Raw genomic sequence first — 25475 nt, forward strand, 5'->3', positions numbered from 1 at the left:
AAACACCGCCGCCGATTGGGCGTTACGCCAGCGGTGACCCTTCAAGTTCAGATCAAAAATCACCCGCAACGCGCGGCGCAGGCTTCGGAGGTTCAACATAGCTGTAGCCCCAATTCCGATCCAAACGGTCATACACCAGGTTGGGATAGGTCATTTTTCCAAGGCTGCCGTTGTAACGCCCCAAGGCCCGGTCCAGATTGCCTTTTTCAATGTCGAGGTAATGCCGCAAAATAAGGCAGCCATAACGAATATTCACTCGCGGTTCGAACAACTCACGAGAACTTCCCCTCGATAACACATCAGTCCAAAACGGCATCACCTGCATCAAGCCAATGGCCCCGGCATGGCTAACCGCATCGGCTCGAAAGTTACTCTCTACTTCAATCAGGGCGAAAATAATTTGAGGGTCAATGCCAACTCGCTGCGCTTCATAGCGAATAATCTTGATGAGTTCTGTTCGCTCGGTGAAATCGGGAACACGGCGGGCCAAGCGGCGCGACATCTCGGCCATCCAGTCAATTCGATGGCCGACGGAATCAAAAATTGGACGTGGTGCCGCTGGGGCACTCAAGGCGGTGCGAAGCGCCAGGCGAACATGGTCCGCCATGGGTTCGTACTGCTGATTGGCAAAAACTGGCGAACCAACACCAGCGACAGCCAATACAGCCATGGCCAGCGCAAGCGCCCGGCGGGCACTGCAGGCCAACCGGGCAAACGGATTACAAACTGACTTGCCTGCTGGCAAGTTCAACACGCAACTGCTCAAAAATTTCCCCAACTTCGACATCGCGTTTTTCAACCTTGCCATCGCGAGACTGAAACTCCACTTTGCCTTCTTTCAGGCCACGGTCGCCCAAGGTAACCCGCAGCGGCACGCCGATCAACTCCCAATCAGCGAACATCACACCTGGCCGCTCATCGCGGTCGTCCAGCATCACATCCACGCCAGCGTCTTTCAGCATCTGATAAAGCTTGTCGGCCTGAGCCTTCACTTCTTCGCTTTTCTTGTAGCCAATTGGGCACAACACCACTTCAAAAGGCGCGATGCTCAATGGCCAAATAATGCCGCGGTCGTCAAAGTTTTGCTCAATGGCTGCACCCAAAATACGGGTAACACCAATGCCATAACAACCCATTTCGATCACTGCGGGCTTGCCGTTTTCATCCAGAAACTTGGCTTGCAGGGCTTCAGAGTATTTGGTGCCCAAATAAAACACATGGCCCACTTCAATACCACGGCACATGGCCAGTACACCTTTGCCATCCGGCGAGGGATCGCCCTCAACCACATTTCGAATATCAGCCACCTCGGGCTCAGGCAAATCACGGCCCCAATTCACGCCTGCGTAGTGATAGTCTGCGGCGTTGGCACCGCACACAAAATCACCCATGGCGGCGACACTGCGATCAGCCACAACCCGCACCTCGCCTTTCAAGCCAACGGGACCCAAATAACCGGGTTGGGTACCAAACGCAGCAACAATTTCAGCTTCTGTGGCCAAGCGCAGTTCTTGTACACCGGTCAGCTTGCCAAGCTTGATGTCATTCACTTCATGGTCGCCGCGCACCAGTGCCAATACAATTTGTACCTTCTTGGCAGGCTTGGTTTCATTTTTATCCAGCCACTCGTTGGCAAACACCACGCTCTTCACCGTTGCGGTCAAAGGCAAACCCAACTGCGCTGCAACGGCTTCACAGGTTGAATTACCGGGAGTGTGCACCTTGTCGATGGCCTTGCTGGCGGCTGGGCGCTGCGCGGTGCAAACCGCTTCGGCCAGCTCCACATTGGCGGCATAATCTGAACTTGGACAATACGCAATTGCATCTTCGCCCGTGTCGGCAATCACGTGAAACTCATGGCTGCGGTTGCCGCCAATTGAACCCGTGTCGGCATTCACTGCGCGAAAGTTCAAACCCAAGCGGGTAAAAATACGGCGGTAGGCGTCGTACATGACATCGTAGGTTTTCAGGGCAGCTTCTTGAGTACGGTCGAATGAATACGCGTCTTTCATCACGAATTCGCGGCCGCGCATCACGCCAAAACGTGGGCGAATTTCATCGCGAAACTTGGTTTGAATCTGATACAGGTTCAAGGGCAACTGGCGGTAGCTCTTCACTTCCTTGCGTACCACATCGGTAATCACTTCTTCGTGTGTAGGGCCAATCACGAAATCACGGTCATGACGGTCCTTCAAACGCAGCAGCTCGGGCCCATACTTTTCCCAACGGCCACTTTCTTGCCAAAGCTCAGCGGGTTGAACAGCGGGCATTAGCAATTCAAGAGCACCCGCGCGGTTCATTTCTTCGCGAACAATATTTTCTACCTTGCGAATGGAGCGCAGCCCCACGGGCATATAGGTGTAAATGCCACCGGCCAAACGCTTGATCATGCCAGCCCGCATCATCAGTTGATGGCTGATCACTTCAGCGTCAGCAGGGGCTTCTTTCAGGGTATTCAAAAAAAACTGGGTGGCGCGCATTTGCAAAAAACTCGTGAGTAATGAATTGGTTAGAACAGCGATTGTACTTTTATCCGCTCGCAGCGCGGATACCCTAGGTGTACAAACGCAAGCTCGTGCTTATAATGACTCTGAATTGTAAAGAAATCTGCGGGGCGCGTATGCTTGATAAAGAAGGCTACCGTCCCAACGTCGGCATTATTTTGACCAATTCCCGAAAGCAGGTCTTTTGGGGTAAGCGAATTCGTGAACATTCCTGGCAATTTCCGCAGGGCGGGATTAAACATGGCGAATCGCCTGAACAAGCCATGTACCGGGAACTCCACGAAGAAGTTGGCCTGTTGCCAGAACATGTTGAAATTATAGGAAGAACCAGGAATTGGTTGCGGTACACCGTGCCTGATCACTGGATTCGACGGGAATGGCGGGGAAGCTACAAAGGCCAGAAACAAATCTGGTTTTTGCTGAAATTGGTTGGAAGGGATTGTGATGTCAGCCTGCGGGCCACTGAACACCCCGAATTTGATGCCTGGCGTTGGAACGAGTATTGGGTTCCACTTGAAAACGTAATTGATTTCAAACGGGAAGTGTACAAACAAGCATTGGGAGAGTTGGCCAAACTGCTGTTTTCCAGAAATGACCCAAGGCGACTGCCAAGGGGAGATCACTGGGAACCCGCCGTTAAAACTGAGGAAACCCAAGAAAAACCTGAGTCGACATAAAAAAACGCGAACCACTTGGTTCGCGTTTTTTTATTGGGTAGCAATCCACATGCTTTTGGACTCGTCGAAAACAAACCAAACAGCCTCGTAAGAACGATAGGTGGCATCCAATATTTCGTCGATCACCCACACCCACATCTTCTTTGGCTTTTCAGGTTCCTTCACAAGCAAAACCGCGTTCAGCACGAAATTTCGCTCTTCTCCCTGGACTGCGCAAGTATTCACGCCGTCAACCGCTTCTGCACCGAACAACTGAGTCAACGTAGCATTCTCTGTTTCAATGCGTGGTCGAAGGGAATGCTTGAAACTGGCCAAATTTAAGCTTGAACACAATGACAGATCTTGATCAAGAAGCTTTCCGCCAGACTTTGGCGGCCATGTTTCAGCCAGCTTTAATGCATCGCAGATCAAATAATGCGAGCGTGCAGCGTAGTTCGCTGCCGACTCGGCAACACCACCTTCATGTCGGAAATATTGTTCACAGTTGCTTACGGTACTGCCATTGGTCAATTCAAGCAGAGGTCTAGGAATTAATAGCTCCTCGGATGAGTTTTGTACTTTCACCTGCACATTTGGATCAAGCCAGAAATAATCGTTTTGCGGGGATTCGGCACTTGAGCAGCCAACAAGCGCAACCAAAAAAGCCAGCAGGTAGTTTCTCAAAGTGCCTTCTCCATTAGGTCCGCTTCTTTATTTCTTCTTGTGGGGTATTGATCCTGGAAGTTGCGCAGAATTCTGACTGCGAGTTCCCAGTCCTGGGCGACAACTGAAGCCCAAAACTTAGGTGTGGATCGAACCAGTTCAAGCCCGTGTTGAAAAGATACTGAGGTGATGACAGTTTGAAACTCAGGCTTTAGATCCTCGAATTTCGTCGCACTATTGGAGATTGCGTTGTTGTAACGTCTAGCAAGTTGCGTTAAATAATGAGTTTTAACCACTTGATCAATTTGTAGACATTCGGTCGCAGTAATACTCAGCGGGCTTTTCTCGAGTTTCTTTGCAGCATCATGCTTCTTCAGCCCAAGATAAGGCGCCAACTTTTTAAACAAAGAACCCTGAATACCAAGTCGACGTAGATCATCCTCGTTACGTGCGCCCAAATCAAAGCCTGTGGCAACGGTTACTCCGCTTTTGCTCTTTTCCAGATCGGGGATGTAGCCACCGGTTCTGCACCCTCCTTCCAACTTAGAAAGAAACGAATAATCAACCTCAAACGACATCGCCATCTCCATTGAAAAAATGGAGAGTAGCGGGAGTCGAAAAACAGAGCAAAAACAGCTACATTTAGGTAATCATAGTTAGGCTAATTGGCGATCAACGGCCTCAATGCCGCCAACACCTGTGGCGCATTTTCCAAATGCGGATAGTGCCCCAAACCAGCCAGTCGAATGGTTTGTTTGCCAGGCACCAGTTCCTCGAAGCGCTGCACCATGTGTTCGCCGGAAATGGGATCTTCGACACCGTCGATCAGCGCAAAGGGCATGTCGGCTTTCTGCAAGGCTTGCACCCAACGGTCGCGGTTTTCTCGCCTCTCACGCATGTACTGAATCAGCAGGTGCATGCACAAGTTTCCTTTTTTGTGGGCCATCAACGTCCACGCCGCATCAATGTCGGCATCGCTCAGCCCTTCCGAGCATACGCTGCGAAGGCTGGCCGCCAACTTTTCCTTTTTCATGAAGCGTGTGAATACAAAGCCCAGAGGACTGAGCAGCAGTTTTTGGACCAGAATGGCGCGGTGTGTTTCTGGAAAAAGCCCGCCGTTGAGCATCACCACGCGCCGCAGGCGAAAACTCAGCTTTCCCTCCGCATGTCGGGCCAATAGCTCTTGCCCCACCGTGTCACCCACGTCATGCGTAATCATCGAGCATTCCTCAACCCCTTTGGTTTTCAGCAAAGCTTCTGCAATGTCGGCCTGATTAAAAATGGAATGCTGCCAGGTGCGCGGCTTGTCAGAATAGCCATAGCCCAGCATATCAAATGCAATCAGGCGATGAGTTTCGGCCAGTTCAGGCCATAGCAAATGGAAGTCGTAACTGGCGGTGGGAAAACCATGAATGAGCAGCAGAACAGGTTTGTTGGCGGCGGCTGTGTCTTGCACAAATATGGAGTGGCCTTTCCATTCAAATAACTGCCCGCTGTTTTTCCACATCGACAGTTCCATAGGCTCACTCCAATTCGTGTTAGGCCAATACCACCATGTTGTCGCGATGAATCAGCTCAGGTTCATCCAGATAACCAAGGATGGACTCTATCGCGCTGGTGGGTTGCTTGGCAATTTTTTTGACCTCAGCAGCTGCATAGTTCACCAGGCCACGCGCCACCTCGTCGCCCTCAGGGCTTAAACAGGCGACTACATCACCACGCTGAAAATTGCCTTGACAACCGGTGACACCAATGGGAAGCAGGCTGCCCTTTTTCTTGCGCAAAGCCTCTGCGGCACCCGCATCCAGCAAGAGTGAGCCTTTCAATTTTAAATGGTCGGCCATCCATTGCTTTCGCGCAGCCAGGCGACCCAGTGGTGCTTTCAGGTATGTACCTACAGCTTCGCCCTTCATCAGGCGAACGAGCACATTGGGCTCGTGCCCACTGGCAATTACTGTTGCAGCACCACTTCGTGCGGCGCGCTTGGCCGCCAGAATTTTCGTGATCATTCCGCCAGTGCCTACACTGCTGCCAGCACCGCCTGCCATTTTTTCGAGTTCTGGGTTGCCCGCGGTTTCTTCGTGGATGAATTTGGCGTCCGGGTTTTTGCGGGGGTCGGCGCTGTACAGGCCCACTTGATCGGTCAAAATAACCAAGGTGTCCGCTTCCACCAAGTTGGTGACCAAGGCACCCAAGGTGTCGTTGTCACCAAAGCGAATTTCGTCAGTAACCACGGTGTCGTTTTCATTGATGATGGGCACCACTTTGTGGCCCAACAAGGAATACAGGGTGGAACGGGCATTCAGGTAACGTTCGCGATCCGCCAGATCGGCATGGGTTAGCAGCACCTGCGCGCACACCAGGCCATGTTCAGCAAAGCCTATTTCATAGGCGTGAACCAAACCCATTTGCCCCACCGCAGCAGCGGCTTGAAGCTCATGAATTTCGCGCGGGCGCTTGGCCCATTTCAAGCGTTTCATGCCCTCGGCAATTGCGCCCGAGGACACCAGCACCACCTCGCAGCCCTGATTGGTTAATTCAGCGATTTGCGCTGCCCAGGCGCGTATGGACTCCATGTCCACGCCCTTTCCACCTTTGGTGACTAGGGAGCTGCCTACTTTAACTACTACACGTTGATTTGCCAGAGATTTCTCTGCCACGGAAATTACTCCTGATCGTCGCCAGTTTCTTGAGGATTGATGAGTGTACCTGTGCTTTCGCGAAAGCGAGCGTCAGGCTCGGGCGGAAACTCAACCTGCATTTGCTGCACGAGGTTTTCGTACACCGAACGCATCAAGTTCGCCGTGTTCTCACCAGTCAAACTCGAAATGGGGTGAACCTGGCCCTGCCAACCTGTTTTCTCGCGGTAGCGGGTAACAAAATCGTCGATTTTCGCTTTCCTGTCCTCTTCCGCAATCATGTCGATTTTGTTCAACACCAGCCAGCGTGGCTTGGCCCAAAGGTCTTCGTCGTATTTGCGCAATTCCTCCACGATAGCCGCAGCCTCGTACACTGGGTCTACGTTTTCATCGAAAGGGGCCAAGTCGACAAGGTGCAACAGCACACGGGTTCGGCTCAAATGCTTCAAAAACTGGTGGCCCAAGCCTGCACCTTCGGCGGCACCTTCGATCAAACCTGGCACATCGGCGATCACGAAGCTTTGCGCATGCCCAATGCGCACCACACCCAGGTTAGGGTGCAGGGTGGTAAAAGGGTAGTCTGCAATTTTCGGGCGAGCATTTGACACTGCGGCAATCAAGGTCGATTTACCAGCGTTGGGCATGCCCAGCAAACCCACATCGGCCAGCACCTTCAATTCAAGCTTGTAACGGGCGGACTCACCGTCTTTGCCCTTGGTAAACTGGCGTGGTGCCCGGTTCACACTGCTTTTGAAGTGAATATTGCCCAAGCCGCCATCGCCGCCCTTGGCAATCAACACTTGCTGACCATGCTCAGTAAGGTCAGCTACAACCAGGCCGGTTTCAGCATTCACAATGGTGGTGCCAACCGGCATTTTCAAAACAATGTCAGGGCCGGCTGCGCCATAACAATCGGAGCCACGGCCATTTTCACCGCCTTTGGCCCGGTGTTGTTTTGAAAAGCGATAGTCAATCAAGGTATTCAGGTTGCGGTCGGCTTCGGCAAACACGCTACCGCCCTTGCCGCCATCGCCGCCATCTGGCCCACCTTTCGGAATGAATTTTTCGCGACGAAAGCTGCCAGAGCCATTACCGCCCTTGCCTGCGAACACCTCAATTGTTGCTTCGTCGATGAATTTCATGCTTGTTCCTGATAACTGCGCCTAACGACCGCGCCCGACAGCTGTGCCGATTTACTTTAAAAACGAATGCACCTGGCCCAAAACGAAAATAGCCCTGCAATGCAGGGCTATTGGACCAAGCACGGTGTGCGGTGCAAACGAAGGATTAACCCTCGCTGACCACGCTCACAGTTTTGCGACGCAAGGCGCCTTTCACTGAGAACTGCACCTGACCGTCTGTCAGTGCAAACAATGTGTGATCTTTGCCCATGCCGACGTTGTCGCCAGCATGAAAACGTGTACCGCGTTGGCGAATGATGATGCCGCCGGCATTGATTGCCTGACCGCCAAACACCTTCACACCCAGTCGCTTGGCTTCTGAGTCACGTCCGTTGCGCGTAGAGCCGCCGCCTTTCTTACTTGCCATGAGTCATTCTCCTCTATCAAGCGTTGATGGCTTGGATCTGGATTTGAGTGAAGTTCTGGCGATGGCCTTGACGCTTTTGATAGTGCTTGCGACGACGCATCTTGAAGATCTTCACTTTGTCGTGACGACCGTGTGCCAAAACAACTGCCTTGACCGAAGCCCCTTGAACCAGTGGAGTACCCACTTTTACGGTGTCACCGCTACCAACGGCAAGCACTTCGTCCAGAGAGATTTCTTGGCCAATGTCAGCAGGTATCTGTTCTACTTTAAGTTTTTCACCAGCGATAACCTTGTATTGTTTACCACCGGTTTTTATGACCGCGTACATAGTTGACCTCTAAACTTTCAATGATATAAACCCGAAAAAATTCGGATAGCCCGCAATTATGCTCGGAAAGTGCAATGTTGTCAAAGCCTTGTGATCATTCATCGTTCATTCTGCTCACGAAACGCGGCTTTTGGCAAACACCGTCAAGTACAATAAGCGCAACATAAATCATCCAGACATGCAGTGAACCCATGCCCAGCCCAGCGCCCAGTGTGAAAAGTGTGTTGTCCCCCATCGCGGCCGACATGCAGCAACTTGATCAGGTTATTCGAACCAGTCTGCACTCCGAGGTCAGCCTGATCAACCAGATCAGCGATTACATCATCAACGCAGGTGGAAAACGCCTGCGCCCCGCATTGGTCATTTTGACAGCCCGGGCACTGGGTGCAAACCCGCAACAAATGCAGCAAGCCATTGAATTGGCAGCGATTGTTGAATTTATTCACACAGCCACACTGCTGCACGACGATGTGGTCGATGAATCGGACATGCGCCGAGGGCGCCTGACTGCCAATGCCGAGTACGGAAATTCTGCTGCGGTGCTGGTGGGCGACTTCCTGTACTCCCGCTCGTTTCAGATGATGGTAAAAATTGGCTTGATGGACGTCATGGACGTGCTGTCGGAAGCCACCAACACCATCGCTGAAGGCGAAGTATTGCAATTGTTGAACTGCAAAGACCCCGATGTCACGGAAGCTCGATACATGCAAGTCATCGACTTCAAAACTGCGAAGCTGTTTGAGGCCTCGTGCCGCCTGGCGGGCATTGTGACCGGTCAAAGCAAGGAGGCGGTCGCCAACCTGGGGCGATTTGGCGCAGAAGTAGGAAGCGCTTTTCAACTGATTGACGATGTGCTGGACTATGCCGGGGAAAGCGCCGCCTTGGGTAAAAACGTGGGTGACGACCTTCGCGAAGGCAAACCCACCCTGCCCCTGATTCATGCCATGCAACACGCAGAACCGCAAGTGCAAGCCCAAATACGGAAGGCAATTGCCAACGGTGGCACCCAAGACGTCAGCGCCATCTTGGCCAGCATGGAACACACAGGCTCGCTGGCCTACACCCGAGACAAGGCCCATGCACTGGCACAATCAGCCAAAGTCCGCTTGGGAAAACTGCCGGGCAACCCATACACTGAAGCATTGACGATGTTGTGCGATGTTGCGGTGAATCGCGACACCTGATCCATGTGGAAAAAACATCCGCCTAGGTGATTGATAAGTACACACTGAATACGCATAGTTGGACAATGTAGTTGTTGATCCAAACCGTTCACTTTCAAGGACTTTGATCTATGAGCATCAGTAGTGCAATTGTCAAAAGCTCGGGGCTTGTGCGGGCGCTGACCGCCAAAGGAATTATGGACAATGCTCAATTAGAGCAATTGACCGCAGAGGAAGCCCAGGGCCGTTCAGTGGCTGAGTGGATTGTGAACAACGGATTGGTGAGTGCCGAACTTTTAGCCAGTACTGTTGCGCAGCATTTTGGCTACCCTTTACTCGACCTCAGCCAGTTTGACGATACCCGCGAGGGCATTGAAGCAGATTTGATTCAGGCCGAAAAAGGACTTGAGGCTTTTGTTTTGAATCGCCGCCACGGCTCGCTCAGTGTGGCCATGGCCGACCCCACTGACCTGAGCACCATTCAGCAACTCAAGTTTCGTACGCAGTTGCAAGTGGAGCCAGTCGTGGTTGAATATGACAAGTTGCTCAGCCGGATCGAAAAGAATGATCCGTCCCAGGGGATGGATGAGGGCCTGCTGACTGAGGTTGAGTCGGACGCAAACAGCTCGAACAACGAAGAAACCTCGCCAGACGTCGATGACGCCCCGATTGTGCGTTTTGTTCAACGTGTGCTCAGCGACGCCATGAAAAAAGGCGCCTCAGACATTCACTTCGAGCCCTACGAAAAAAGCTATCGGGTCCGATTCCGGATTGACGGCGTGCTTCAGGAAACCTCGCAACCGCCGCTGGCTGCAAAATCAAAGATCGCGGCTCGAATCAAGATCATGAGCCGCCTGAATACCACCGAAACCCGGATACCTCAAGACGGCCGCATTCGACTTACCCTTGGGGCTGACGAACGCAAAATCGATTTCCGGGTGAGCACGCTGCCCACCCTGTTTGGTGAAAAAATCGTCATGCGACTGCTTGACTCCAGCAAATCACTGCTGAAGCTTGAGCAACTCGGGTTTGACAACACCCAACGCCTGGCTGTCGAAAAAGCCTTGGCAAAACCACACGGCATGATCCTGGTCACCGGCCCCACAGGCAGCGGCAAAACGGTGTCGCTGTACACCTTTCTCCAAATGCTGAACAACGACTCAATTAACATCAGCACTGTAGAGGACCCTGCGGAAATCAACTTGCCGGGCATCAACCAGGTCAACATCAACGAACGGATCGGCCTGACCTTTGCCAAAGCCCTTCGAGCCCTGCTGCGTCAGGATCCTGACGTGATTATGGTGGGTGAAATCCGTGACCTTGAAACAGCGGACATTTCAATCAAGGCGTCACAAACGGGCCATAAGGTGCTGTCTACCTTGCACACCAACGACGCTGTGTCGTCCATTATTCGCTTGAAAAACATGGGCGTTGAAACATTCAACATTTCCTCCTCGGTCAGCCTCATTATCGCGCAACGGCTGGTGCGAAAGCTGTGCAATTGCAAGTCACCCAATCCGCTTGGCCTTCAGGCATTGACCACCTCTGGCTTGTTAAAAGAGGTCCCCCAAGAGGATTGGACACCCTTCTGCGCGGTGGGCTGTGAGGCCTGCAATGGCACAGGATACTCAGGTCGCACCGGGATTTATGAAGTGCTACCCGTGTCCGAGGCCATGCAGGAACTCATCATTTCGGGTGCGTCCGCGCTCGACTTGGAACGCCTTGCCCGCCAAGAGGGCATTGCCAGCATGAGTGAATCGGGCGTTGCCAAAATCCGCTTGGGAATCACCAGCATTGAAGAAATTCTGGGCGCGACAAAAGCCGATTAATCTGCTTGTGAGCACGCGCAATGAATGCAAACCTGAGAGAGAAACCCCCTGCAGGGGACCTGCTGTTTCTGTGGACAGAAAAACCCAAAGGCAAGGCACAAAAGGCACGGTCCGGCGAAATCCGGGCCAGGTCAATCGACCATGCCCGCTACCAACTTAGCCGCCAAGGCGTCAAGGCCAGCTCACTGCGAAAAGCGAAACCTTACAGCGGAAGCAAAATTCCACTGGTTCTGGTGGCCTCATTTGTCAGGCAACTTGCGGTCATGATCCAGTCTGGTGTACCGCTTGGGCAAAGCCTCGGCTTGATCGCAGGTGGCATGACCAGCAAATCCAAAAGGGCCATTCAAACCGTGGTCAGAGCCATTCGTGCAGATGTGGAAAGCGGCTTGAAACTCAGCGATGCCATGCGTAAACACCCTCGATGTTTCGACAACCTGTTTTGCAACACTCTGGCTGCTGGCGAAAATGCGGGGGAGTTGGACGCAGCACTTGGGCGACTGGCCACACACATTGAAAAAACGTTGCGGATTCGGCAAAAAGTTCGCAAGGCCATGATTTACCCAAGTATTGTGGTGCTTGTTGCGATTGCGGTCACCGTGGGCATGTTGTTGTTTGTATTGCCATCGTTCAAGTCTATTTATTCGCAGTTCAAGGCCGAACTGCCTTTGCTCACCACCCTGTTGCTGAAAGCCTCCGACTTTCTTCAGGAATATGGATTGATTCTGCTGGCTGCAGTGGGCTTGGGCGTTTACAGCCTGTTTCAGATGTACCGTCGAAATCAAAAATTCAAGAACTCAATGGACATACTGCTGTTACGCTTGCCATTGATCGGCGACCTGATGAAAACAGCTGTTCATGCCCGTTGGACACGCACCTTTTCAACATTGAGTGCATCCGGGGTGCCCATCACCTCCGCTCTGGAATCTGTGGCCAGCGTGTCCCAAATTCGAAGCTTTCAAGATGCCACGCTTGAAATACGGCAAGCCGTCGCCTCGGGTGGCAGAGTGTCCGACAGCATGGAAAACAGCCGGCTTTTTCCGCCGGAATCCGTCCAGATGATCCGGATCGGAGAGGAGTCGGGCCGAATGGACTCCATGCTGGAACGACTGGCCAACCAATTCGAAACCAATCTGGACGACAAAGTGGATACACTGTCCACCGTCATGGAGCCCATGATCATGTGCATTATTGGCATACTGGTGGGCGTGCTGATTGTGGGCATGTACATGCCAATCTTCAATATGGGAGACATTGTTTGATCGCGCTGAATGGTATGGTTCCCGCCCAATGGTTTGTGTTGAGCGTGCTTCTGGGGCTTTGTGTGGGGTCTCTGCTGAATGTGGTGGCCCACAGGTTGCCTATCATGATGCAACGCGCTTGGGATGCCGACCTGGCCGAAGCCCAGGGCCGTGAACCCGAGGAATTTCCGCGCTTTAACCTGTTTTTACCGGTGTCCCATTGCCCGTCATGCAAAACGCCACTGAAAGCCTGGCACAACATTCCAGTGATCTCTTACCTGCTTCTGCGTGGCAAATGTGGTCACTGTTCAAGTCAAATCTCCTTGCGCTACCCGGTGGTAGAACTGTTGTGTGGGGGGCTTTTTCTGGCCATCGCCCTGCTTCACCCGCCTGGTATTGTGGCCCTGGCTTTGATGGTATTTGCCGCCAGCTTGTTGGCGCTTGCCCTCATTGACCTTGACACCTACCTGCTGCCCGACAGCATTACTCTTCCCCTGTTGTGGGCCGGTTTGCTGTTTAACCTGTTTGCCGAGTTTGTGCCGCTGGCCAGTGCCGTGTCCGGTGCAGCCATGGGTTACGTGGTGCTGTGGCTGATTTACCAGCTTTTCAAACTGGCCACAGGCAAGGAAGGCATGGGGTATGGCGATTTTAAACTGCTTGCCGCAATTGGCGCCTGGCTGGGTGTGACCTCCTTGTTCAGCGTGGTCTTGTTTGCCTCCGTGTCGGGTGTGGTGTTTGGCCTGATAATTCAAACCATTCGCGGAAAGAAGAAAACCGATGCCTTTCCCTTTGGCCCGTGCCTGGTCATTGGCGCACTGGCGTGGATGGCCGGCTTCGACCTGACCAAGTGGATTTAAGCAAGCCATGCACATCGCCTTGAACAAACCCAAGCAGTTGGTGGTGGGCCTGACCGGCGGAATTGGATCTGGGAAAACCGCAGTATCCAACCGGCTTCAGGCGCTGGGTGCCACGGTGATAGACACCGACGAAATTGCTCACAGCCTGACCAAGGCCGGGGGCCTCGCCATACCCGACATACAAAGAACTTTTGGCCGTGAAGTCTTGCTTCAGGACGGAAGCATGAACCGCGATCACATGCGGGCTTTGGTGTTCAAAGACCCTGAACAACGATTGGCGCTGGAGAAAATTCTTCATCCAAAAATTCGCCAGCTTGTTCAGCAGCAACTGGACGCTGGAGCCCCACTTTACTTTGTGCTGGTTGTGCCTTTGTTGTTTGAAAAGGGGGGCTGGGGCGAACTGATGGATGAAATTGTTGTGGTTGACTGCCCGGTAGAACAGCAGATCCAAAGAGTGATACAACGCAACGGCTGGCCAGAAACGCAAGTACGCGCGGTGATACAAAATCAGGCCACGCGAGAGACACGATTGGCAGGTGCAACGCAGTTGATCGAAAACAATGGTGAGTTAGCTGAACTGATTGAAAAAATCGACTTTATGCACCAAAAATTGATAAAAAAGGCGCAAAAATGACCTTGCTATTTGCATGAAAACCACAGGTGCGCCACAATCACACCTGATGTTTCTTTTAAATGCGATGGCTCGGTGACTCAAGTTACAGACGAACAACAGACCACCAATCCGGTCACTCAAATCACCACATACGAGTTTCCACTCAACGAGAGAATTCGTACGCTGCTGCGCCTTGAAGATTTGTTCGCCAAGTTTGGCTTCTTCATGTCGCAAGACCATAGACTGGACCATCACACAGCCCTGCTAACCCTGTTCGAAATTATCGAAGTCGGTTCGAGAGCTGATCTAAAAAGTGATTTACTCCAGGAACTCGACCGACAGCGCGCATCGCTGGTTCAATTTCGCGGTCACCCGGGCGTTGATCGGCACATGCTCGAAGACACGCTTGCCAGCATTGACTCCACCGCCACGCAACTGAACCAGTGCAACGGTCGCTTGGGCTACCACCTGCGCGACAATGAATTTTTGATGATTATCAGAAGCCGATGCACCATTCCCGGCGGTGTCTGTGAATTTGATTTGCCCGGCTACCACCGCTGGCAATCCCGATCAGCCCAAGCGCGCCGTACCGATATAGAGGCCTGGTTTGAACCCATGCGGCCTTTGGCCAAGGCCATTGAACTGGTACTCAAAATTTTGCGCCACAGTGGCGAAATGAATGTGGTCATTGCCGAACAAGGCAACTACACCCAGCAAATGAGCGGCAAAACATTTCAATTGTTACGGGTAGATTTGCCCAGTGATCTGGAAGTGGTTCCCGAATTCAGCGCCAACAAATACATGTTGTGGATTCGATTTAACATTCCAAACGCCAACGGGATCAGTAAAAACAATCCTTACCTTGACGCCTTTGAATTCAAGATCCGGCTGTGTAATTTGTAACTTGGTGTTTGCAAGTTACCTGGCCAAGCCCAAACTGGCTGAGCATGGCAACTCCATGGGCACCATGCAAATGGGCATCCCGAATGTCGTCGGCAGCAAGGCCGCCAATTGCGAACACAGGCAAACGCGCAGCCTGCGCTGATTCAAGAAACTTCTCCCAACCCAAACCCGACTGCCCCGGATGCGAGGGAGTTGGCTTTACGGCACCCAACACGGCATAAGTCAAGCCACGATCAAAAGCAATTTTGAGGCTGTCGGCATCGTGAACAGACGCACCAGCGCACTGCAACTCCTGAAACTGACCCGACAGCAAGTGCGCTTGCGTCAAATGCAACGGACACGGCAAGGCGTCCAGATACTCGCGCAGGTTTAGCCAGGTGTCTGAATTCAATAACATGGCCTGACCGGTTTTCTGGCACAAACCATAACAGTGCTCAAAGGCCCGAATCAGGTCATTGCCGTTCAGGCTCTTTTCACGGAACTGGATGTAAATTGGCGTCTTGATTGTGCTCAAGCCTATCTCAAGTCGCCGGGCGCAAGCCTCAAAACCTGCTTCGTAATTACTCAATGCCATCACCACAGGCTGAGCCAATTTGGGCAGTAAGGGTTCAGTGGCAGGCAGAATAGGAGACAGGTCTGAGCTGTCAAGGCTGGCCCATGTGAAGCGCTGGTTCTCCAGCGACTTGGGGCTGCCTTCAAAACGCCACACACGGTAAAGGTGCAAACGCACGTTGGCATGCTCGTAGTCGTGTTCAATGCGGAACCACGGGCCACCTTCAAGGGCAGTGATGTCGAGTTCTTCTTTCAGTTCACGCACCAAGGCCTGCCAAACTGTTTCGTCTGGCTCTACCTTGCCACCTGGAAACTCCCAGTAACCGGCATAAGGTTTACCTTCTGGCCGACAACCCCACAGCACCTGGCCGCCGGCATTGAACACCACAGCCACTGCCACATCAATTCGGGGTTTTACAGGGTAAGTTGTCACTCAGCTTATAAACCTTTTGAGCCGGCCCAATGCTTGGCAAACTGATAGGCCAGGCGGCCACTGCGGCTACCGCGCTCAATGGTCCATCGAAGTGCGATGTGGCGAGCCTCGTCGGTATAAGGCATGTTGAAATGCTCCAGCCACACCTGCACAGCGGCCAGGTACTCATCCTGATTGAATGCATGAAAAGATACCCACACACCGAATCGGTCTGACAGCGATACCTTTTCTTCAATGCCTTCGGCGGGACGAATTTCGCCATTGTCCATGTGCTGGGTTTGAAGGTTGTCTTTCATCATTTGCGGCAGCAAATGGCGGCGGTTTGATGTGGCGTAAATCAACACGTTGTCCGATGTGCCCGCAATAGAGCCATCCAATACACTTTTCAATGCCTTGTAGCCAGCCTCGCCTTCCTCAAAAGACAGATCGTCACAAAACACAACAAAACGTTCAGGTCTGCCGTTGACCAGGTCAACCACGTCTTGCAAAAACAGCAGGTCTGTTTTGTCAACCTCGATCAGGCGCAAACCCTGGGGCGCGTAGCGGCTCAACATGGCACGCACCAAGCTTGACTTGCCGGTGCCACGCGCACCTGTGAGCAACACGTTGTTGGCGGGCAAACCTTTCACGAACTGGTGGGTGTTCTGGTCCACCTTCTCAAGTTGGGGGCCAATGTTTTTCAGCACAGCCGCATCCAGTGACTCGACTGTTTTTACTGGTTCAAGGCGTAATTGGCCCGCCCTGTGATGCAGGCGAAACGCAGTGGAGGCATTCCAGTTCGTGGGGGCTTTCATCACCCCCTGCTCCAAGGCTTGGGCGATACGGCCAAGCTGCTCGAGAATCGCTTTGGTGTCGTTGTGTTGGGTGCTCATCGCGCAGCCGTTTTAACTGCGGTAGTCCGCATTGATGGTGACGTACTCATGCGAAAAGTCTGTGGTCCACACGGTGGTGCTGGCGTTGCCACGCCCCAATTGAACGCGCACGGTAATTTCTGCATCGTTCATGACCGCCTGGCCTTGCTCTTCCCGATAATCGGGGTGGCGGCCGCCATTTTGGGCCACATAGACATCGCCCAGATACAGTTGAATTTTGGTTTGGTCGAGGTCATCAATGCCGGCATAACCCACAGCCGCCAAAATACGGCCCAGGTTGGGGTCTGACGCGAAAAACGCAGTTTTCACCAAAGGAGAATGGCCAATGGCGTAAGCCACTTTCAGCGCCTCTTCTTCACTGCCGGCCTGCTCAACTTTCACAGTGATGAATTTGGTGGCACCCTCGCCATCGCGAACAATTGCCTGGGCCAGCTTGATCGACTCGGCCTTCAGTGCCTCGAATACGGCTGCAGCTTCTGGCTCATTGCCGGTTTGAATATTCACAGCCTTGCTTTTGCCTGTGGCAATCACCACAAAGCTGTCATTCGTCGATGTATCGCCATCAATGGTGATTCGATTGAATGAGGCATCCGCCATGGCTGTAGTCCACTTTTCCAACACAGGCTGTGCAATGGCTGCATCGGTGGCCAGGTAACCCAGCATGGTGGCCATATTGGGGCGAATCATGCCTGCACCCTTTGAAACCCCTGTGATTGCAATTTCACCTGCACCCACTTTCAGCTTGCGGCTGCTGGCTTTGGGCAAGGTGTCGGTGGTCATGATTGAGGTGGCGGCATCCAGCCAATCGGCTTTGCCCAAACCTGCAACCGCCTGATCAATGCCCAACAACAGGCGATCCATGGGCAGGTTTTCAAGAATGACGCCAGTTGAAAACACCAACACTTGCTCAGGCTGAACACCCAGCAACTCGGCCACTTTGGCCGTGGTTGCACGTGCATCAGACAAACCACGTTCGCCCGTGCCCGCATTGGCGCAACCGGTGTTCACCACCAGGGCACGAATACCCTTGCCTGCTTTCAAATGGGCTTGGCATACCTGAACCGGGGCGGCACAAAAGCGGTTTTTCGTAAACACACCCGCCACACTGCTGCCCTCTGCCACACGCACCACCAAGACATCCTTTCGGTTGGGTTTGCGAATTTGGGCCATGGCATAACCCATGTCCAAACCGGCGACTGGAAACAAGGAATCAGCAGCAGGTACATTCAAATTCACAGGCATGGCAATCAACTCCTCGGCTTGCGCGTTTCGCGCGACTATTTCAATATTTTCAGGAAATTTTTCCGTGGCACTGCTTGTACTTCTTGCCGGAACCACAGGGGCAAGGATCGTTACGACCCACCTTTTCACTCACGCGGCGAGGAACGTTGGCTGGCGCAGCGGAACGCTCTGCTTCAGCAGACTGGTCCCCGTCACCACTGGCATCCGGGTGCTGGTACTGCATATTGTCCAAATGCGCAGCAGCTTCTTGCTCCAGCTGTTGCTCCGCTTGCTGCACTTGCTCCGCAGATTGAACTCGCACCGTTAACAAGACTTTGGCCACCTCGTCGCGCACTCGGTTCAGCAAGGCACCAAACAACTCAAAGGCTTCGCGCTTGTATTCCTGTTTGGGGTTTTTCTGGGCGTAACCACGCAAGTGAATGCCTTGGCGCAGATAATCCAGAGCGGCCAAGTGTTCACGCCAGTGGGTGTCAATGCTTTGCAAAAGCAATGTTTTTTCAAACTTGGCGAAGGAATCCACACCGACCAATTGAACCTTGGCTTCGTAGATTTCGTCGGCCATTTGAAGAATGCGCTTCAGGAAATCTTCGTCCGAGCTTTTGGCATCCTCTTCCAGCCATTGGCGCAAAGTGGCCTCAAGCTGGTACTCATTGCGCAATACGGCTTCCAAACCTTCCATGTCCCATTGCTCTTCAACGGATTCCTCAGGAATGTACTCACGGAACACTGATTCCAGCGCGCCATGGCGCAAGTTGCCAATGGTTTCACGAATTTCGGCCGATTCCAGAATTTCATTGCGCTGCGCGTAAATGATTTTGCGCTGCTCGTTGGACACGTCATCGTATTCCAGCAATTGCTTGCGAATGTCGAAGTTGCGACCTTCCACTTTGCGCTGGGCAGACTCAATTGAGCGGGACACAATACCTGCCTCAATGGCCTCGCCTTCAGGCAATTTCAAGCGCTCCATGATTGCGCGCACGCGGTCGCCTGCAAAAATGCGCAGCAATTGGTCTTCCATCGACAGGTAAAAACGCGAGGAACCCGCATCACCCTGACGACCGGCGCGGCCACGCAGCTGGTTGTCGATACGCCGGCTTTCATGGCGCTCGCAACCAATGATGTGCAAACCGCCAGAATTCAGCACCGCTTCATTGCGCAGCTTCCATTCTGCGCGCGCTTTCTCGATCAGGGCAGGCTTGGCTGCTTCATCAATTTCAGCATTGTTTTCAATGCCGGCCAGCTCGCGCTCCAGGTTGCCACCCAACACAATGTCGGTTCCCCGGCCTGCCATATTGGTCGCAATGGTAATGGCTTTCGGGCGCCCGGCCTGGGCCACAATCTCAGCCTCTCGCTCGTGCTGCTTGGCGTTGAGCACATTGTGAGGCAGCTTCTCTTTTTCAAGGAAACTGGCGATTAATTCGGAATTCTCGATCGAGGTGGTACCCACCAGCACAGGTTGGCCACGCTCGTAACAGTCTTTGATGTCTTCAAGAATGGCGTTGTATTTCTCACGCGCGCTTTTGTAAATTTTATCCTGTGCATCTTTACGCTGAATTGGTCGATGCGTTGGGATAATCACGGTTTCCAGACCATAAATGGACTGGAATTCAAAAGCTTCCGTGTCGGCTGTACCGGTCATGCCCGACAGCTTCTTGTACATCCTGAAATAATTCTGGAAGGTGATGGAGGCCAGTGTTTGATTCTCGGCCTGAATGCGAACACCTTCCTTGGCTTCCACCGCCTGGTGCAAGCCATCAGACCAGCGGCGGCCTGGCATCAGGCGGCCCGTGAATTCGTCCACGATGATCACTTCACCGTTTTGAACCACATAGTGCTGGTCTTTGTGAAACAGATTGTGGGCGCGCAAGGCGGCCATCACATGGTGCATCAGGGAAATATTGGCTGCATCATAGAGACTGGCGCCTTCCGGCAGCAATCCCATTTGGCTGAGGATCTGTTCGGCTTTTTCATGGCCGGCTTCACTCATCTGGATTTGGTGGCCCTTCTCGTCCACGTAAAAGTCGCCGGGCACCTCTTCCTCGCCGGGCTTTTGCTCGCTTTGCATTCGAACCAGCTGCTTGGGCAGGCTGTCCAGTTTGCGATACATTTCAGTGTGATCGTCAGCCTGACCGGAGATGATCAAGGGCGTGCGCGCCTCGTCGATCAAAATCGAATCCACCTCGTCGACGATCGCGTAATTCAGACCACGCTGAACACGCTCGCCCACGCTGTACACCATGTTGTCGCGCAGGTAGTCAAAACCGAATTCATTGTTGGTGCCGTAGGTGATATCAGACGCATACGCAGCCTGCTTCTGGTCGTGTGGCATGCGGGACAGGTTACAACCCACAGTCAGACCCAGAAAGCTGTAGAGCTTGCCCATCCAGGCAGCATCGCGAGAAGCCAGGTAGTCGTTCACGGTAATCACATGAACGCCTTTTCCTTCCAGTGCATTCAAGTAGGCGGGCAAGGTGGCCACCAGCGTTTTACCTTCACCGGTGCGCATTTCTGAAATTTTGCCCTGATGCAGGGCCATACCGCCGATCAGCTGCACATCAAAGTGCCGCATGCCAAACACCCGCACGCTGGCCTCTCGAACCACGGCAAAGGCCTCGGGCAGCAAGCTGTCCAGCGAGTCACCTTTGGCCAGGCGCTCTTTGAATTCGGCAGTTTTCGCACGCAAAGCGTCATCGCTCAAGGCCTGAACGGTCGGCTCGAGGGCGTTGATTTGGTTGACGGTTTTACGGTAGGTCTTTAGCAACCGTTCATTGCGGCTGCCAAAAAGCTTTTTCAGAGTGTCTGTGATCATAATGTCGGCTGGTTCGACCCTTGAGGGGCCTGAAAGTCAATCGACCGGGTTTTGGGTCCGGTCGATTCCAAAAACAGCCTAGAAGTTTAGCACGCGAAGTCTAGTCCAGCGGGACAGTAGCGCTTTCCGAGAATAAGCCGTTTAAGGCGGCCACAGTTGAAGGGCCAGGACGGGGAAGACCGTTCTTTTCCAGAAACTTATTGGGGTTTTGTGGCACACCGTCTACGCGCACTTCAAAGTGCAGGTGCGGGCCCGTTGAGCGGCCGGTGCTGCCCACCAGGGCAATTTTTTGACCAAGCCGCACAATGTCGCCGGGTTTAACCAGCAGCTTGGATGCGTGAGCATACCGCGTGGTGGTTTTGTTGTTGTGCTCAATTTCGACCATGTTGCCGTAGCCTGGGTGCCACTTGGCCTCCACAACTACACCTGCCGCGGCCGCCAAAATGGGCGTGCCTGTGGGGGCAATGAAGTCAATACCCTCGTGAACAGAACGACGGCCGGTAAATGGGTCAATTCGGTTACCGAAATTGCTGACTGCGATAGTGTCTAGAAGGGGAGATTCGTTGGGAACACTGAGAAACTTGACTCGGGCGCTTTGAAGGTCGGTGTCGATGATGCTGAATACATCAGCCTGTCGTTCGATTTGACTGGCCACATCGGAAATGGCCGTTTTGACTTCCCTGTAATTCAGCGATTTTTCGTCTTTTTGTTGTAAACCACCTTGGCCCAGTTGCTCTGTCAGGGTTACTTTGGTGTCAAGCCCGTTGGATTTCAACAAACGCACACTCACCGCATCCAGACGGGCCAGCTGCGCACGCATCTCGGCCAGCCGAATGGCCATGGCGTCCAAGGGGCTTCCGGTTTCAGCCACATCGTGGTGCTTGGCCAATTGTTGTGAATAAACAATATCTTGAACGACCGGAATCTTCTCACCATAACGCGCAGCCAAGTAGAGGCCGGCTGCCATGAAAGACCCCGCCAACATAACCAGCAAAACAAGCAACAAAGCAACGTGGCTGGTCTTTATACTGAGTACACTGGTGCGAGAAAAAGGACCCCGCATAAGAATTAACTGCATGTATAACCTCCTCAATCCGCGTAGCGAACCGAATTCACCCGTTTTTAACGGGTTTTAGTGAGAACACCCGGTGAAACCAAAGCATTCCGCATTATCTCCCTTGGCAAGCCTGATGCAGGAACCACAAACCAGCTCATTAATCACTCAAGCGGCGCAATCACGTCGGCTTGAGAAGATTATTCACACTTGGCCATCGCTTCGAGGCGTGACCTTTAGTGTTGGACCAATCAAAAAAGACAAACTAAAAATTTTCGTGTCGACCCCGGCGGCGCTGACGCGCCTGAGGCAATCCTTACCCAGCCTGATTCAACATCTGCAGGGTTCGGGCATGAATATAAACGAAATTCAGCTACAAATACAAACCAACCCGTTGACATCGAAGCAGTTGGAGCGTCGCCCAAAAAGGGCTGTTTTCTCGGATGCCGCCCGAAAAGCGTGGCTAGACCTTGAAAACCGGCTGGGGGATTCACCATTGAAGGAGGCTACCCAAGCCCTGAATAAACACCACAAATTCAAGTAGTTTCTAGAATGTATCCGAAAACTACAAGATTTTGTTGTGTTTAATATTATTTTACAATTGTCCCCTTAGGCAACTGCCCAATCTGCTCTGAATACAGTAGGTGTTTCCCTGACACTTTCGAAAGTCACCACCTCGAAGGCTGAAGCATCTTGAATCAAGGCCCGAATCAACTGATTGTTCAAACCGTGACCGGAACGATAGGCTTGGTATTCACCAATAATCGGGTGGCCAATCACGTACAGGTCGCCGATCGCGTCCAGTACCTTATGTTTCACAAACTCATCGTCGTAACGCAGACCATCTGAATTCAGGATTCGATACTCATCCATCACAATCGCGTTGTCGAGATTGCCACCCAGCGCCAAGCCTAAATTGCGCAAGGTTTCTACGTCTTGAGTGAAACCAAAGGTGCGAGCACGGGCAATGTCTCGGGTAAAAGATGTGCTGGAGAAGTCGATCTCGACCATTTGCCCGGTCTTGTCAATCGCCGGGTGACCGAAATCAATCTCAAACTTCAAGCGGAAGCCATCGTATGGCTTCAAACTGGCGTATTTCAGGCTGGCGCCCTCACCTTCCCGAACCTCAATCGGCTTTTTAACCCGAATGAATTTCTTCAGCGCAGATTGTTCAACCAAGCCCGCCTGCTGAATGAGAAACACGAATGAGATGGCGCTGCCATCCATGATGGGAACTTCTACTGCGGTCAAATCAATGTAAGCGTTATCGACGCCCAACCCGCACAAAGCAGACATCAGGTGTTCGATCGTGGAAACCTTGGCACCATCTTTCTCGAGCGTGGACGCCATGCGCGTGTCGCCAATGGCCAAGGCATTCACGGGAAAATCGACCGGCTCAGGCAGGTCGACGCGCCTGAACACAATACCTGTGTCAGGAGGCGCGGGTCGCAGTGTCATGGTCACCCGCTTGCCGGAATGCAAGCCGATGCCCGTGGCACTCAACACTTGTTTTAGGGTTCTTTGTTTCACACAACTTTCCTTGAATTGTCACCGAAGTGTAACCATCCGGTCAGTTCAACCCAAGATTTTTTATGGAGGTCAAACTCCAATTAGGGTTAAAAAAGGGTAAAAGTGTCGCAAAATTGCACGAATTACCCTGTTTTCTCGGTTATTTTTTAAATTTGGGACAACAGCTTTTCGGCGGTGCTGTTCTCGAAAACACCGGGTGCTTCCACATTGAACTGGGTTACCACACCGTCTTTGACCAGCATCGAATAGCGGTTGGAACGAACGCCCATACCACGAGATGTCAGGTCCAGTTCCATGCCAATTTTCTTGGTGAACTCGGCAGAACCGTCCGCCAGCATACGCACCTTGCCCTCTGCGCCCAAGGACTTGCCCCACATGCCCATCACGAATGCGTCATTCACGGAAATACACCAAATTTCATCGACACCCTTGGCCTTAAACGCATCGAAGTGTGCGATGAATCCTGGAACGTGTTTTGCGGAGCAGGTTGGTGTGTAAGCCCCTGGCAAAGCCAGGATGGCAACCGTTTTACCGGCCAGCTCTTTTTCCACTTCAAATTTGTTGGGCCCCAAAGAGCAACCCTCAGTTTCTTCATGAAAAAACTCAAACACGGTTGCGTTTGGCAACTTGTCACCGATCTTGATTGTCATTTTTATACTTCTCCTAAAACCTCAAAAATACACCACACAAGCGACCCTGGGTAGATCGCGGATTTGCAGTCTTCGGCAAAACTGCAAACTTCACCCCCGAACTACCAAGGGCAATGATAGGACACTCACTTTTCGAAAATGTTCTCGAAAAGCAGATCGCTTGTGTTGACTAACTCACTACCTTCAGTCTGCCTGACGACGCAAAAATGCGGGAATGTCAAACCGGTCCATACCACTGTCCTGCAAGGCCTGTACCCGTGAAGCGGCGTTGTCGCGTGGGTTGCGGAATACGGCCGGAATGGCGTAATCCGTTTCACCTTGCTGACCACTTACCGCATCAAACGTACCGGTGCGGGCCATGGGCTGGTACTGTTCAGCCTGTACCAAAGTGGGCTTGGCGGCTTTGCGGCCCAAACCCGTCGCAACCACAGTCACGCGCAAATCGTCGCCCATGGTTTCATCGTAGGCAGTACCGAAAATCACGGTTGCATCTTCAGCCGCATAAGCGCGGATGATATTCATCACTTCCTTGGTTTCTTTCAGCTTCAGGCTCTTGCTTGAAGTGATGTTCACCAACACACCACGGGCACCCGACAAATCCACACCTTCCAGCAATGGAGAAGCGATGGCCTGCTCAGCGGCTTCACGCGCACGGTCTGGGCCATTGGCCGTTGCAGTACCCATCATGGCTTTGCCCACTTCAGACATGATTGTTTTCACATCTTCGAAGTCGACGTTCACATTGCCTTCTACATTGATGATTTCTGCAATGCCTGCACATGCGTTGTGCAACACGTCGTCAGCTGCAATAAAGCAGTCTTCCTGAGTTGCATCGTCGCCCACCACTTCCAGCAGTTTCTCGTTCAACACGATGATCAGTGAATTCACTTTGCTGGACAATTTCTCCAGGCCTTCTTCCGCGGCCTTGCAACGTTTGGTGCCTTCAAATTCAAAAGGCTTGGTTACAACAGCCACGGTCAAAATTCCCAGTTCTTGGGCAACTTCAGCCACCACTGGCGCAGCGCCTGTACCTGTACCACCGCCCATACCTGCGGTAATGAATACCATGTGCGCACCACGCAAGGCATCGCGAATGCGGTCACGGTCTTCTTCTGCCGCCTGGCGACCGGCCTCGGGTTTTGCGCCTGCACCCAAACCAGTTTTACCCAATTGAATAAGCACGTTTGCTTTGGTTTTTGCCAGCGCCTGTGCATCGGTGTTGGCGCAAATGAATTCGACGTTTTGAACGCCTTGCGCAATCATGTGGGCCACCGCGTTACCGCCTGCGCCGCCCACACCCACAACTTTAATGACAGTCCCTTGGGTTTCTGTCTCGAGAATTTCAAATGACATGGTGTTTGCCTCCTATCTAGCAAAAATTAACATCGCCGA

General features: G+C 52.6%; 25 protein-coding genes. 8 read left to right on the forward strand and 17 right to left on the reverse strand.

Features of this window, described 5'->3' with window-relative positions; genetic code table 11:
• Positions 1 to 52: 52 nt before the first annotated feature.
• Together B4C79_RS10185 and B4C79_RS10190 are read right to left on the reverse strand one after the other, a co-directional pair.
• The gene (locus tag B4C79_RS10185) at positions 53 to 751 is read right to left on the reverse strand and encodes a transglycosylase SLT domain-containing protein (RefSeq protein ID WP_291739886.1); all 699 of its coding nucleotides are present in this window, start codon (positions 749 to 751) and stop codon (positions 53 to 55) included.
• Positions 720 to 2480 carry a proline--tRNA ligase gene (locus B4C79_RS10190; protein WP_105027258.1) on the reverse strand — a complete coding sequence of 587 codons (1761 nt, stop codon included), beginning with the start codon at positions 2478 to 2480 and terminating at the stop codon, positions 720 to 722. The genes B4C79_RS10185 and B4C79_RS10190 overlap by 32 nt, the downstream gene beginning before the upstream one ends.
• A gap of 140 nt (positions 2481 to 2620) precedes the next feature.
• On the opposite strand from B4C79_RS10190, the gene B4C79_RS10195 reads away from it, so the two are divergent.
• A complete protein-coding gene (locus B4C79_RS10195) occupies positions 2621 to 3181 on the forward strand; it encodes an RNA pyrophosphohydrolase (protein ID WP_008250450.1) in 561 nt (186 codons plus the stop codon).
• A gap of 30 nt (positions 3182 to 3211) precedes the next feature.
• On the opposite strand, the gene B4C79_RS10200 is transcribed toward B4C79_RS10195, so the two are convergent.
• The 7 genes from B4C79_RS10200 to rplU form a co-directional block, all read right to left on the reverse strand.
• The gene (locus B4C79_RS10200; RefSeq protein WP_291751169.1) at positions 3212 to 3844 is read right to left on the reverse strand and encodes a hypothetical protein; all 633 of its coding nucleotides are present in this window, start codon (positions 3842 to 3844) and stop codon (positions 3212 to 3214) included.
• On the reverse strand, positions 3841 to 4401 hold the full coding sequence (locus B4C79_RS10205; protein ID WP_291739883.1) for a pesticin C-terminus-like muramidase: 561 nt from the start codon (positions 4399 to 4401) through the stop codon (positions 3841 to 3843). Before B4C79_RS10205 ends, B4C79_RS10200 begins: the two co-directional genes overlap by 4 nt.
• Before the next feature lie 83 nt (positions 4402 to 4484).
• Complete coding sequence (locus B4C79_RS10210) at positions 4485 to 5342, reverse strand: alpha/beta fold hydrolase (RefSeq protein ID WP_291739881.1); 858 nt, start codon at positions 5340 to 5342, stop codon at positions 4485 to 4487.
• A gap of 19 nt (positions 5343 to 5361) precedes the next feature.
• Positions 5362 to 6483 carry a glutamate 5-kinase gene (gene proB / locus B4C79_RS10215; protein WP_105027262.1) on the reverse strand — a complete coding sequence of 374 codons (1122 nt, stop codon included), beginning with the start codon at positions 6481 to 6483 and terminating at the stop codon, positions 5362 to 5364.
• Between the two features lie 5 nt (positions 6484 to 6488).
• Entirely contained in the window at positions 6489 to 7604 is a 1116-nt protein-coding gene (gene cgtA / locus B4C79_RS10220; RefSeq protein ID WP_171100569.1) for an Obg family GTPase CgtA, read from the reverse strand.
• Positions 7605 to 7749: 145 nt separating this feature from the next.
• Positions 7750 to 8010, reverse strand: coding sequence for a 50S ribosomal protein L27 (rpmA, locus tag B4C79_RS10225; RefSeq protein WP_105027263.1), 261 nt, complete (start codon positions 8008 to 8010; stop codon positions 7750 to 7752).
• 16 nt (positions 8011 to 8026) lie between these two features.
• Positions 8027 to 8338 carry a 50S ribosomal protein L21 gene (rplU, locus tag B4C79_RS10230; RefSeq protein WP_105027264.1) on the reverse strand — a complete coding sequence of 104 codons (312 nt, stop codon included), beginning with the start codon at positions 8336 to 8338 and terminating at the stop codon, positions 8027 to 8029.
• A gap of 191 nt (positions 8339 to 8529) precedes the next feature.
• Between rplU and B4C79_RS10235 the strand changes: the two genes are divergently transcribed.
• From B4C79_RS10235 to zapD, 6 genes are all read left to right on the forward strand, one after another.
• Positions 8530 to 9522 carry a polyprenyl synthetase family protein gene (locus B4C79_RS10235; protein ID WP_291751171.1) on the forward strand — a complete coding sequence of 331 codons (993 nt, stop codon included), beginning with the start codon at positions 8530 to 8532 and terminating at the stop codon, positions 9520 to 9522.
• Between the two features lie 110 nt (positions 9523 to 9632).
• Positions 9633 to 11330, forward strand: a complete 1698-nt coding sequence (gene pilB, locus B4C79_RS10240; protein ID WP_291741590.1) for a type IV-A pilus assembly ATPase PilB — start codon at positions 9633 to 9635, stop codon at positions 11328 to 11330.
• Between the two features lie 20 nt (positions 11331 to 11350).
• Positions 11351 to 12589 (forward strand): type II secretion system F family protein, encoded by a 1239-nt coding sequence (locus B4C79_RS10245; RefSeq protein WP_291741593.1) that lies wholly within the window; start codon positions 11351 to 11353, stop codon positions 12587 to 12589.
• Positions 12586 to 13425 carry a prepilin peptidase gene (locus B4C79_RS10250; RefSeq protein ID WP_291741595.1) on the forward strand — a complete coding sequence of 280 codons (840 nt, stop codon included), beginning with the start codon at positions 12586 to 12588 and terminating at the stop codon, positions 13423 to 13425. The genes B4C79_RS10245 and B4C79_RS10250 overlap by 4 nt, the downstream gene beginning before the upstream one ends.
• Before the next feature lie 7 nt (positions 13426 to 13432).
• Positions 13433 to 14059, forward strand: a complete 627-nt coding sequence (gene coaE, locus B4C79_RS10255; protein ID WP_291741597.1) for a dephospho-CoA kinase — start codon at positions 13433 to 13435, stop codon at positions 14057 to 14059.
• Positions 14060 to 14179: 120 nt separating this feature from the next.
• Complete coding sequence (gene zapD / locus B4C79_RS10260) at positions 14180 to 14941, forward strand: cell division protein ZapD (protein ID WP_414673444.1); 762 nt, start codon at positions 14180 to 14182, stop codon at positions 14939 to 14941.
• On the opposite strand, the gene B4C79_RS10265 is transcribed toward zapD, so the two are convergent.
• From B4C79_RS10265 to B4C79_RS10285, 5 genes are all read right to left on the reverse strand, one after another.
• Entirely contained in the window at positions 14916 to 15926 is a 1011-nt protein-coding gene (locus tag B4C79_RS10265) for a Nudix family hydrolase (RefSeq protein WP_291751174.1), read from the reverse strand. The two genes, zapD and B4C79_RS10265, sit on opposite strands and share 26 nt — an antisense overlap.
• Positions 15927 to 15931: 5 nt before the next feature.
• A complete protein-coding gene (locus B4C79_RS10270) occupies positions 15932 to 16798 on the reverse strand; it encodes an ATP-binding protein (RefSeq protein WP_105027271.1) in 867 nt (288 codons plus the stop codon).
• Positions 16799 to 16810: 12 nt separating this feature from the next.
• On the reverse strand, positions 16811 to 18040 hold the full coding sequence (gene argJ / locus B4C79_RS10275) for a bifunctional glutamate N-acetyltransferase/amino-acid acetyltransferase ArgJ (protein ID WP_291739154.1): 1230 nt from the start codon (positions 18038 to 18040) through the stop codon (positions 16811 to 16813).
• Between the two features lie 49 nt (positions 18041 to 18089).
• Positions 18090 to 20849, reverse strand: a complete 2760-nt coding sequence (gene secA, locus B4C79_RS10280; protein ID WP_291739155.1) for a preprotein translocase subunit SecA — start codon at positions 20847 to 20849, stop codon at positions 18090 to 18092.
• A gap of 100 nt (positions 20850 to 20949) precedes the next feature.
• Positions 20950 to 21816 (reverse strand): M23 family metallopeptidase, encoded by an 867-nt coding sequence (locus tag B4C79_RS10285; RefSeq protein ID WP_171100590.1) that lies wholly within the window; start codon positions 21814 to 21816, stop codon positions 20950 to 20952.
• Positions 21817 to 22027: 211 nt separating this feature from the next.
• Here B4C79_RS10285 and B4C79_RS10290 point away from each other — a divergent pair, with 211 nt between their 5' ends.
• Positions 22028 to 22447 carry a hypothetical protein gene (locus B4C79_RS10290; protein WP_291739156.1) on the forward strand — a complete coding sequence of 140 codons (420 nt, stop codon included), beginning with the start codon at positions 22028 to 22030 and terminating at the stop codon, positions 22445 to 22447.
• A 65-nt stretch (positions 22448 to 22512) separates the two neighbouring features.
• Here B4C79_RS10290 and lpxC read toward each other — a convergent pair whose 3' ends face one another.
• The 3 genes from lpxC to ftsZ form a co-directional block, all read right to left on the reverse strand.
• A complete protein-coding gene (gene lpxC, locus B4C79_RS10295; protein WP_171100592.1) occupies positions 22513 to 23433 on the reverse strand; it encodes a UDP-3-O-acyl-N-acetylglucosamine deacetylase in 921 nt (306 codons plus the stop codon).
• Between the two features lie 146 nt (positions 23434 to 23579).
• A complete protein-coding gene (locus B4C79_RS10300) occupies positions 23580 to 24083 on the reverse strand; it encodes a peroxiredoxin (protein WP_105027276.1) in 504 nt (167 codons plus the stop codon).
• A gap of 183 nt (positions 24084 to 24266) precedes the next feature.
• Complete coding sequence (gene ftsZ, locus B4C79_RS10305; RefSeq protein ID WP_008250414.1) at positions 24267 to 25436, reverse strand: cell division protein FtsZ; 1170 nt, start codon at positions 25434 to 25436, stop codon at positions 24267 to 24269.
• Positions 25437 to 25475 lie beyond the last annotated feature (39 nt).

Source organism: Limnobacter sp. UBA7229, assembly GCF_002473065.1.
In the GTDB taxonomy this organism is placed as follows: Bacteria; Pseudomonadota; Gammaproteobacteria; order Burkholderiales; family Burkholderiaceae_B; genus Limnobacter; species Limnobacter profundi.

Coding starts and splice junctions, on each gene's coding strand:
- argJ (WP_291739154.1), bottom strand. CDS start 18,040: ATGCCTGTGAATTTGAATGTACCTGCTGCTGATTCCTTGTTTCCAGTC.
- coaE (WP_291741597.1), top strand. CDS start 13,433: ATGCACATCGCCTTGAACAAACCCAAGCAGTTGGTGGTGGGCCTGACC.
- pilB (WP_291741590.1), top strand. CDS start 9,633: ATGAGCATCAGTAGTGCAATTGTCAAAAGCTCGGGGCTTGTGCGGGCG.
- rpmA (WP_105027263.1), bottom strand. CDS start 8,010: ATGGCAAGTAAGAAAGGCGGCGGCTCTACGCGCAACGGACGTGACTCA.
- B4C79_RS10210 (WP_291739881.1), bottom strand. CDS start 5,342: ATGGAACTGTCGATGTGGAAAAACAGCGGGCAGTTATTTGAATGGAAA.
- B4C79_RS10190 (WP_105027258.1), bottom strand. CDS start 2,480: ATGCGCGCCACCCAGTTTTTTTTGAATACCCTGAAAGAAGCCCCTGCT.
- B4C79_RS10285 (WP_171100590.1), bottom strand. CDS start 21,816: ATGGCAGCCGGCCTCTACTTGGCTGCGCGTTATGGTGAGAAGATTCCG.
- B4C79_RS10270 (WP_105027271.1), bottom strand. CDS start 16,798: ATGAGCACCCAACACAACGACACCAAAGCGATTCTCGAGCAGCTTGGC.
- cgtA (WP_171100569.1), bottom strand. CDS start 7,604: ATGAAATTCATCGACGAAGCAACAATTGAGGTGTTCGCAGGCAAGGGC.
- B4C79_RS10235 (WP_291751171.1), top strand. CDS start 8,530: ATGCCCAGCCCAGCGCCCAGTGTGAAAAGTGTGTTGTCCCCCATCGCG.
- ftsZ (WP_008250414.1), bottom strand. CDS start 25,436: ATGTCATTTGAAATTCTCGAGACAGAAACCCAAGGGACTGTCATTAAA.
- B4C79_RS10245 (WP_291741593.1), top strand. CDS start 11,351: ATGAATGCAAACCTGAGAGAGAAACCCCCTGCAGGGGACCTGCTGTTT.
- B4C79_RS10195 (WP_008250450.1), top strand. CDS start 2,621: ATGCTTGATAAAGAAGGCTACCGTCCCAACGTCGGCATTATTTTGACC.
- B4C79_RS10300 (WP_105027276.1), bottom strand. CDS start 24,083: ATGACAATCAAGATCGGTGACAAGTTGCCAAACGCAACCGTGTTTGAG.
- B4C79_RS10205 (WP_291739883.1), bottom strand. CDS start 4,401: ATGTCGTTTGAGGTTGATTATTCGTTTCTTTCTAAGTTGGAAGGAGGG.
- rplU (WP_105027264.1), bottom strand. CDS start 8,338: ATGTACGCGGTCATAAAAACCGGTGGTAAACAATACAAGGTTATCGCT.
- secA (WP_291739155.1), bottom strand. CDS start 20,849: ATGATCACAGACACTCTGAAAAAGCTTTTTGGCAGCCGCAATGAACGG.